7 protein-coding genes and 1 pseudogene are annotated in these 8773 nt (G+C 60.8%); 3 read left to right on the top strand and 5 right to left on the bottom strand.

Going from position 1 to position 8773, the window contains the following annotated elements; all coding sequences use genetic code 11:
* The 3 genes and pseudogenes from ACK59L_RS10805 to ACK59L_RS10795 all read left to right on the top strand — a co-directional run.
* Positions 1-607: hypothetical protein (locus ACK59L_RS10805; protein WP_409273520.1), on the top strand; the 607-nt coding region annotated here is incomplete at its 5' end.
* Positions 608-677: 70 nt separating this feature from the next.
* A pseudogene (locus ACK59L_RS10800) lies at positions 678-815 on the top strand (mechanosensitive ion channel family protein); the annotation flags it as partial.
* Between the two features lie 112 nt (positions 816-927).
* A complete protein-coding gene (locus tag ACK59L_RS10795) occupies positions 928-1926 on the top strand; it encodes a DUF2314 domain-containing protein (protein ID WP_409273518.1) in 999 nt (332 codons plus the stop codon).
* Between the two features lie 127 nt (positions 1927-2053).
* Here ACK59L_RS10795 and ACK59L_RS10790 read toward each other — a convergent pair whose 3' ends face one another.
* The 5 genes from ACK59L_RS10790 to ACK59L_RS10770 form a co-directional block, all read right to left on the bottom strand.
* The gene (locus ACK59L_RS10790; protein WP_409273516.1) at positions 2054-2989 is read right to left on the bottom strand and encodes an AEC family transporter; all 936 of its coding nucleotides are present in this window, start codon (positions 2987-2989) and stop codon (positions 2054-2056) included.
* A gap of 1 nt (position 2990) precedes the next feature.
* On the bottom strand, positions 2991-3866 hold the full coding sequence (locus tag ACK59L_RS10785; protein WP_058605605.1) for a carboxylate/amino acid/amine transporter: 876 nt from the start codon (positions 3864-3866) through the stop codon (positions 2991-2993).
* Positions 3867-4019: 153 nt separating this feature from the next.
* Complete coding sequence (rpsA, locus tag ACK59L_RS10780; protein WP_003252673.1) at positions 4020-5696, bottom strand: 30S ribosomal protein S1; 1677 nt, start codon at positions 5694-5696, stop codon at positions 4020-4022.
* A 124-nt stretch (positions 5697-5820) separates the two neighbouring features.
* Complete coding sequence (gene cmk, locus ACK59L_RS10775) at positions 5821-6507, bottom strand: (d)CMP kinase (RefSeq protein WP_058637582.1); 687 nt, start codon at positions 6505-6507, stop codon at positions 5821-5823.
* Positions 6504-8744 carry a bifunctional prephenate dehydrogenase/3-phosphoshikimate 1-carboxyvinyltransferase gene (locus tag ACK59L_RS10770; RefSeq protein WP_409273513.1) on the bottom strand — a complete coding sequence of 747 codons (2241 nt, stop codon included), beginning with the start codon at positions 8742-8744 and terminating at the stop codon, positions 6504-6506. The genes cmk and ACK59L_RS10770 overlap by 4 nt, the downstream gene beginning before the upstream one ends.
* Positions 8745-8773 lie beyond the last annotated feature (29 nt).

Below are 8773 nucleotides of genomic sequence, written 5' to 3'. Positions count from 1 at the left end.
CGATCCGATAAATTACATTGATCCCTCGGGAAGATTCATATTATTAAAAGCATTGGCCGCATCTATATCAACGATGGCCGGTGCCTTTTCGGGGTTGGCAGCAATGTTTACCGGTAGTCGAATGGCGCAGATTACAGGTGGCATTGCGGCTGGAGCAGGCTTAGCTGCAGCGGCTAATATAACTGACCGCACGGCCAATTCTTATTTAGTTATTTCAGCGTCGGCAGCTGCTACATCGATTTACTACAATGTAAAACAAGTAGCTTCCAATGCTCAAATGACCGCGGCCTCCAACGCTCGACTGAAGATCCTCAGGGAACTTCGTAGCATGGCGGCACGTACGCCAGCCTTGACAGGGCACTCAACGTTAGCTCATCACGCGGCGATCGCATTGCCTGAAAATTCCCGGCATAACGCTAATTCCATGAAACCCGTAGCTATTTGGGGGACTGAGGTTGATGATGTACTCAAGTTAGGGCCGACCAATGCCAGAGCTGTCATAGCTGCCCGGCGCGCTTCGAATCCGGATGCATTGTTCGAGGAGCTCAAAAGCATGAATACTGAAGGACTTTCTCCAAAGATTGCAGCACTGATTCGTGAGACTTAAAAACAACTTGGATCCTCCACCACTTCAAGGGCAAGCCCTTAATACAGGCTCGCCCGGTCCACGGAAGCGGCTGGCAGTGCTGCCGGCGTTTGGGTTGAGCTTGTATCAGCAGCCCAGTGGCAATAATGAGCGCATGGGCCTGGCCGGGCATGATGCGCCCGTGCAGACGCCGATGTCGCGGCGGGTTGAGGAAATGAGTGAGGCTTGAGCCAGGGAGGCTGAGCTCAAGGCTGGCAAGCCTCTCGAACCAGCCCCGTGCTCTTCGGTCTGATGACCTTGATACCCCTCGTCATCAACACGCACTCACACGGATGTACCCTATGACCGAGCAAATCATCTACCCGGCCGACGACAACAGCCCTGCCCTTCAAACCGCCATCGCCAATGCGCAGGCCACGTTCAAGTTCTTCTGGCGCGAGCTCTCCTGGGAGGCGCGCCGGATTATCAAGGGCCTGGACATGGCCGCCGTGAAGATGGCCTTTCCGGTCCACGGTGATGACCCGGAACTGCCAACCGTGGAGAACATGTGGCTCAGCGAGGTGGCGTTCGACGGCGTCTCGATCAGCGGCGTGCTGCTCAACGAACCGGAATGGGCCACGGGATTCGACGCATCGCAGCGGGTGACGCTGCCGTTTTCGGCGCTCACCGACTGGATGTACGTGTCTGCCGGCGAGGTCTATGGAGGCTTCACCATCGATGCAATGCGCAGCGAGATGCCCGCAGCCGAACGTGCTGAACACGATGCGGCCTGGGGCCTGGAGTTTGGTGAGCCCGGCTTCGTGGCGCTCGTACCGGCGCCCAAAGGGCAATCCCAGGTGTTGCTCTCGCGGGCTCTGGATACGCCGGCTGACGCACAAGCGCTCAAGCAGCTGGAAGAGGCCGACCATCCCATGGCCGTGAACATGGTGGCGCAGGTGCACGATGCACTGGTGCAACACCCTGCTATGGTCACCGATCCCGATGAGGGCGGTTGGTTGCTGCTGCACCGCGAGACGTTGGCGGGCAACTACCCGGTGGTGAGTGCTCTGCTTGAGCACGGGGCCGACACCTCGGCGCTCAACCCGTTGGGGCAAACGCCGTTTCAATTGGCCGAGCAGGCAGGATGGCCGCGACTGGTGCGACTGTTGCGCGGGGAAGAGGCACCGCTGGCAGCGCCGCAAGCTCCTGCCCAGCAGGCGCGATTCGCTGAACCTGACAAGGCGCAGACGCACACCCGGCCACACGCCCAGGCGCAGCCACGGGAAAACAGCCAGCCCCGCTGGATGATCGTGGCTGGCGTGGTAATCGTGGTGGTCGTGATCTGGCTGCTGGCGCGCTAGCGACCTGCCCGACGGTCCAGTAGCGATGTCGGTGAGGCGTTCTGGAGCAGCGCTTCACCTCGCGTTCTGGGCCCGGCCAGCGTCTCGCTGGACGCGACCCGAATCTGTAAACGTTTGAACCGCTCATTCACTGCGCATACCCCAATGCGTACAGCAGCGCCGTCAAGGTGAGCAGCGAGACTACCGTTGACCAGAGAATGGTCCTGGAGATCAACCCCGCATCCCGGTTGTAGTACTCCGCCAGCATGAACGGCCCTGTACCGGTGGGCAGCGCGGCCAGCAGCACGGCCGAGGCGGCCCACATCTCGGGCAGGTGAAACACCTTGTAGGCCAGCACCCAAGTCAGCGCCGGCTGGCCGACCAATTTCAACACTACCAGCGGCCAGGGGCTGGCCTGTGCGCGCGGCTGTTTCTCTGCCAGAAATGCGCCGAGCGACACCAATGCACAGGGCGTGGTGGCCAATGCGAGCATGTCGAGCAAGTGCATCACCGGTTCGGCCAGCCCCAGCCCGGTCATGGCCCACGCTGCACCTGCCAGCGGCGCGACGACTAGCGGGTTCTTGGCCAGTGCCCTGAGCACCAGGCCCACGGCGCGGCCCACCTCGGGCTCATCCTGCAAGCCGATCTCGATCAACATCAGCGACAGGGCAAATACCAGGCAGACCACGATCAACGACGAAATCAGCGCTGGCTGCAAGCCAGGCTGACCGAACAACAGCAGGCACAAGGGAATGCCGATGTAGCCGGTATTGGCGTAGCCGGCACTCAGCCCATCGATGCTCGACGCCACTAATCCATGGCCGCCACGCAGCCGCCACAGCAGGGTAATCGCAAACATCCCCAGCGCCCCGGCGCCAAATGCGACGATGAACCCAGGGTGCCAGATTTCGGCCCAGGTGGCCGTAGCGGTGACCTTGAACAGCAAGGCCGGCAGGCACAGCCAGACCACCATCTTGTTGATTTCGGCCGCCGCCTTGTCGCCCAATTTGTTGGTACGGCGGCACAGGTAGCCGACGATGATCAAGGCGAAGATCGGTGCAACAATCACGAAAACGGTATGCATGTCAGGCTTTGCCGGGCATCGGGGCCTGTGCCCGTCCACTGAAACGGCTTAGCCATACAGATCCCAGAATAATGGCACCGCCTGCCAGAAGCCGTCCAAGCGGTTCATGCTGGTTCCAGATCAGCAGGTTGAGCAGCAGCCCCACTGGTACGTGCAGGTTGTTCATGACGGCAAGTGTGCCACCCGATACCAGGCAAGCTCCCTTGTTCCACCAGTACAGGCCCAGCGCCGTGGGGCACAGCCCCAGAAACACCAAGACGCCCCATTGCACCGAGGTGCTGGGCAGGTGTGCGCTGTTGCCAAACAGCACAAACGCAGGTAGGACCACCAACAACGCCCCCAGGTAGAAATAGCCGAACCGCGCATAGTGCGGCAGGTCGCTGGGGAACCGGGCAACCAGATGCCGATACAACACCTGGCCCGCGGCATACGTGAAGTTGGCCAACTGCAGCAACAGGAAGCCCATGAAAAATTCGCCACTGATGCTGTCGAAGCGAATCACCGCCGCTCCAGCCACAGCCACCAGCGCTGCCACCAGCGCCCATGGGTTGAACCGCCGATTCATGGCGTCTTCGATCAGAGTCACGTGCAGCGGTGTAAGAATGGTGAACAGCAACACCTCAGGTACGCTGAGCACGCGAAAGCTCAAGTAAAGGCACACGTAGGTGATGCCGTACTGCAAGGCGCCTATCAGCAGCATCGAGCGCACAAAGCGCGGTTCTACTTGCCGCCAACGGGTCAACGGCAGAAAGACCAAGCCCGCCAGCACCACGCGGGCAAGCACGGCAAAATAACTGTCGACGTGACCGGCCAGATACTCGCCTATCAAGCTGAAAGAGAACGCCTGGATAAGCGCGACGATGATCAGATAGCCCATGGTTGTCTCTCGAAAATCAAGGTCGGGACCTTAGCGGGTTGAGGCAAGCGAGTTCAACCACGAAAAACGTAGGGTCACACCCCAGGCAGGCGTAGATAACGCCCATAAAAAAGGGCGACCCGAGGGTCGCCCTTTTTACCGATCAAACAGAACTCAGTTCTGCTTGGCCATTGCTTCGCGCAGCAGCGCAGCCATGGTGGTATCGGCAGCCGCTTCCGGAGCGTTTTTCAGGCTCTGGATGGCTTCACGCTCTTCAGCGTCGTCCTTGGACTTGATCGACAGGCTGATGACACGCGATTTGCGGTCAACGCTGATGATCTTGGCTTCGATCTCTTCGCCTTCCTTCAGAACGTTACGCGCGTCTTCAACGCGGTCACGGCTGATTTCGGAAGCTTTCAGAGTGGCTTCGATGTCGTCGGCCAGGGTGACGATGGCACCTTTGGCGTCAACTTCTTTCACGATGCCCTTGACGATAGCGCCCTTGTCATTGACAGCAACGAAGTTGGAGAACGGATCGTCTTCCAGCTGCTTGATGCCCAGGGAGATGCGCTCGCGCTCTGGATCGACCGACAGGATGACGGTTTCCAGCTCGTCGCCCTTCTTGAAACGACGTACGGCTTCTTCGCCGGTTTCGTTCCAGGAGATGTCGGACAGGTGAACCAGACCGTCGATGCCGCCGTCCAGACCGATGAAGATACCGAAGTCGGTGATCGACTTGATGGTACCGGTGATCTTGTCACCCTTGTTGAACTGGCCGGAGAAGTCTTCCCATGGGTTGGACTTGCACTGCTTGATGCCCAGGGAGATACGACGACGCTCTTCGTCGATGTCCAGAACCATGACTTCCACTTCGTCGCCAACCTGAACGACTTTCGACGGGTGGATGTTCTTGTTGGTCCAGTCCATTTCAGAAACGTGTACCAGACCTTCAACGCCTTCTTCCAGCTCAGCGAAGCAGCCGTAGTCGGTCAGGTTGGTTACGCGAGCCTGTACGCGAGTACCTTCTGGGTAACGGGCAGTGATAGCTACCCACGGATCTTCGCCCATCTGCTTCAGACCCAGCGAAACGCGGTTGCGCTCGCGGTCGAACTTCAGAACGCGTACGTCGACTTCGTCGCCAACGTTAACGATTTCCGATGGGTGCTTGATACGCTTCCAAGCCATGTCGGTGATGTGCAGCAGGCCGTCGATACCGCCCAGGTCCACGAATGCGCCGTAGTCGGTGAGGTTCTTGACGATACCTTTGACTTGCTGGCCTTCCTGCAGGGTTTCCAGCAGGGCTTCGCGCTCGGCGGAGTTCTCGGCTTCCAGCACGCTGCGACGGGAAACGACAACGTTGTTGCGCTTCTGGTCGAGCTTGATGACCTTGAATTCCAGCTCTTTGCCTTCCAGGTGGGTGGTGTCGCGCACTGGGCGGACATCAACCAGGGAGCCCGGCAGGAACGCACGGATGCCGTTAACGTCGACAGTGAAGCCGCCTTTAACCTTACCGTTGATAACGCCCTTGACCACTTCTTCGGCGGCGAAAGCTGCTTCCAGAACAATCCAGCACTCGGCGCGCTTGGCTTTTTCACGGGACAGCTTGGTTTCGCCAAAGCCGTCTTCGACCGCGTCCAGCGCAACGTGCACTTCGTCACCGACCTTGATGGTCAGCTCGCCAGCTTCGTTGTAGAACTGCTCGAGCGGGATGACGCCCTCGGACTTCAGGCCAGCGTGTACGGTAACCCAGTCGCCGTCGATATCGACAACGATACCGGTGATGATCGCACCCGGCTGAAGATTGAGGGTTTTCAGGCTTTCTTCAAAGAGTTCTGCAAAGCTTTCGCTCATTTTAATTCCTGTAGATTCGGGCGAAACAGACGCCCATCGCCACATTCCAGACAATGTGGGTTTCGTTTAGATAAAGGAAAGCGGGCAGGACGTTGACTGGTGCCCCTGCCTGCCTTCCTGGTTATCAGAGGAGATCGCGCAAGGCGAGCTCGCTCCTGATACGTTGCAACACCTGCTCGATGGACAACTCGGTTGAGTCCAACTGAATGGCGTCGGCCGCAGGTTTTAGCGGGGCCACTGCACGTTGGGTGTCGCGCTCGTCACGCGCACGAATCTCATCCAGCAGACTCGACAGACTAACATCTTCACCCTTGCCCTTCAACTGAAGGTAACGGCGGCGGGCACGTTCCTCGGCACTGGCGGTCAGAAACACCTTCAGCGGCGCGTCCGGAAACACCACCGTGCCCATGTCACGACCGTCGGCGATCAGGCCTGGCGCCTCGCGAAAGGCGCGCTGGCGCACCAGCAGTGCATCACGCACCGCAGGCAGCGAAGCGACCATCGAAGCGCCGGCACCGACGGTTTCGGTGCGGATCACGTTGCTGACATCCTCACCCTCGAGAATGATCTGCTGCAGTTTACCGGGCTCGGCGGCAATGAATTGCACATCCAGATGGGCGGCAAGTTGGGTCAGCAGTTCCTCATTGGTCAGGTCCACGCCGTGGTTGCTGGCATTGAAGGCCAGCAGACGGTACAGCGCGCCCGAATCCAGCAGCCGCCAACCCAGCTCGCGTGCCATCAGCCCGGCCACGGTCCCCTTGCCGGAACCACTGGGTCCATCAATGGTGATGACCGGCGTCAAGGTGCTCACGACTTGCCCTCTTCGGCCACGCGGATGCCAACCTCGGCGCACAGCGACAGGAAGTTGGGGAACGAGGTGGCGACGTTGGCGCAGTCATGGATACGAATCGGCGCGCTGGCGCGCAGCGATGCGACGCTGAAGGCCATGGCGATGCGGTGGTCACCGTGCCCGTGCACCTCACCACCACCCAGTTGCCCGCCGTCGATGATGATGCCATCGGGAGTGGGCTCACACTGGATGCCCAGGGTGATCAAGCCGTCGGCCATCACCTGGATGCGGTCGGACTCTTTCACCCGCAGTTCTTCGGCACCGCGCAGCACGGTACGCCCTTCAGCGCAGGCAGCGGCAACGAACAGCACGGGGAACTCGTCGATGGCCAGCGGCACCAGCTCTTCAGGGATATCGATGCCCTTGAGCTTGGCACCGCGCACGCGCAGGTCGGCCACCGGCTCACCACCGACTTCACGCTGGTTTTCCAGGGTGATATCGCCGCCCATCAGGCGCAGGATGTCGATGACGCCGGTACGGGTCGGGTTGATGCCGACATGTTCGAGCACCAGCTCCGAACCCTCGGCAATGGACGCCGCCACCAGGAAGAACGCTGCCGACGAAATGTCCGCTGGCACTTCGATGCGAGTCGCGGTCAGCTTGCCGCCAGCTTGCAGCGAAGCGACCGGGCCCTTGGTTTCGACCGAATAGCCGAAGCCGCGCAGCATGCGCTCGGTGTGGTCACGGGTCGGCGCAGGCTCGGTGACGGTGGTCTTGCCTTCGGCATACAGGCCAGCCAGCAGCAGGCAGGATTTAACCTGGGCACTGGCCATCGGCAGGGTGTAGGTCAGCGCCTTGAGTTTGCTGCCGCCACGAATGGTCAGCGGCGGACGGCCGTCCGGACCGGTCTCGACCACAGCCCCCATTTCGCGCAGCGGGTTGGCCACCCGGTTCATCGGGCGCTTGGAAAGCGAGGCGTCGCCGGTCATGGTGACGTCGAACGACTGGCCGGCCAGCAGGCCCGACAGCAGGCGCATCGAGGTACCGGAGTTGCCCACGTACAGCGGGCCAGGCGGTGGCTTAAGGCCATGCAGGCCGACGCCATGGATGGTCACGCGGCCCTGATGAGGGCCTTCGATGACCACGCCCATGTCGCGAAAAGCCTGCAAGGTCGCCAGGGCATCTTCACCTTCGAGAAAACCCTCGACCTCGGTGGTGCCTTCGGCCAGCGAGCCAAGCATGATCGAGCGATGGGAAATCGACTTGTCGCCCGGTACGCGGATTCGCCCATTCAGGCGGCCACCGGGTTGGGCCAGGAAAATCAGATCGTTGGCGTTCATAGCGTCCACATAGGCCCGGCGGGCCAGGATTTTACTGAAATGCTCGCGGGCAAACCGAGCGCGGGTGAAAACACCCAGCAGTTGGTGCCCGTCCCCTTCAGCGATCGCGTCGCGCAAGGCGTCGAGATCACTGCGATATGTATCGAGTGTGCGCAGGACAGCGTCGCGGTTGGCGAGAAAAATGTCATGCCACATGGTCGGGTCGCTACCGGCGATTCTCGTGAAATCGCGAAAGCCTCCCGCAGCGTACCGGAAGATGTCCAGATTTTCATTGCGCTTGGCCAGCGAATCGACCAGCCCGAAGGCCAGCAGGTGTGGCAAGTGGCTGGTCGCGGCCAGCACTTCGTCATGGCGCTCGACCGGCATGTGCTCAACGTCAGCCTCCAGCGTACGCCACAGGCGATCGACCAGGGCCAGCGCAGCAGGGTCGGTTTCGGCCAGCGGCGTGAGGATGACCTTGTGCCGACGGAACAGGCTGGCGTTGGACGCCTCCACCCCGCTCTGCTCGGAGCCAGCGATGGGGTGGCCAGGCACGAAGCGCGACAAGCGCTCGCCAAGCACCGAACGCGCTTCGCGCACGACGTTACCCTTGGCACTGCCGACGTCCGTGATCACGGCCTCACCCAGATCGAGCCGGGCCAGGCGCGCCAGAACTTTCTCCATGGCCAGGATCGGCACGGCCAGTTGAATCACGTCGGCGCCAAGGCAGGCCGTGGCCAGGTCCTCTTCGCAGCGGTCGACCACGCCCAGGGCAACGGCCTGCTTGCGCGACGGCGCATCGAGGTCGACGCCGACCACTTCGCGGCACAGGCCGCTTTCACGCAGGCCTTTGGCGAACGAGCCACCGATCAGACCGAGGCCGACCACCACCAGGCGGTCGATGATCGGGGTGGGTTTGGTGTTTGCTGCTTTTACCACTGGTATGAACCCTGTACGAAAATCGAGGC

The sequence above is a fragment of the Pseudomonas sp. KCJK9111 genome, from assembly GCF_046231935.1.
Taxonomy (GTDB): Bacteria; Pseudomonadota; Gammaproteobacteria; order Pseudomonadales; family Pseudomonadaceae; genus Aquipseudomonas; species Aquipseudomonas parafulva_B.
Note: the sequence above shows the minus strand (reverse complement) of the source record. Positions and strands in the feature narration are given on the sequence as shown.

What these genes read in the sequence shown, in the direction of transcription:
- ACK59L_RS10785 (WP_058605605.1), bottom strand. Translation starts at nt 3,866, where the DNA reads ATGGGCTATCTGATCATCGTCGCGCTTATCCAGGCGTTCTCTTTCAGC.
- ACK59L_RS10790 (WP_409273516.1), bottom strand. Translation starts at nt 2,989, where the DNA reads ATGCATACCGTTTTCGTGATTGTTGCACCGATCTTCGCCTTGATCATC.
- ACK59L_RS10795 (WP_409273518.1), top strand. Translation starts at nt 928, where the DNA reads ATGACCGAGCAAATCATCTACCCGGCCGACGACAACAGCCCTGCCCTT.
- rpsA (WP_003252673.1), bottom strand. Translation starts at nt 5,696, where the DNA reads ATGAGCGAAAGCTTTGCAGAACTCTTTGAAGAAAGCCTGAAAACCCTC.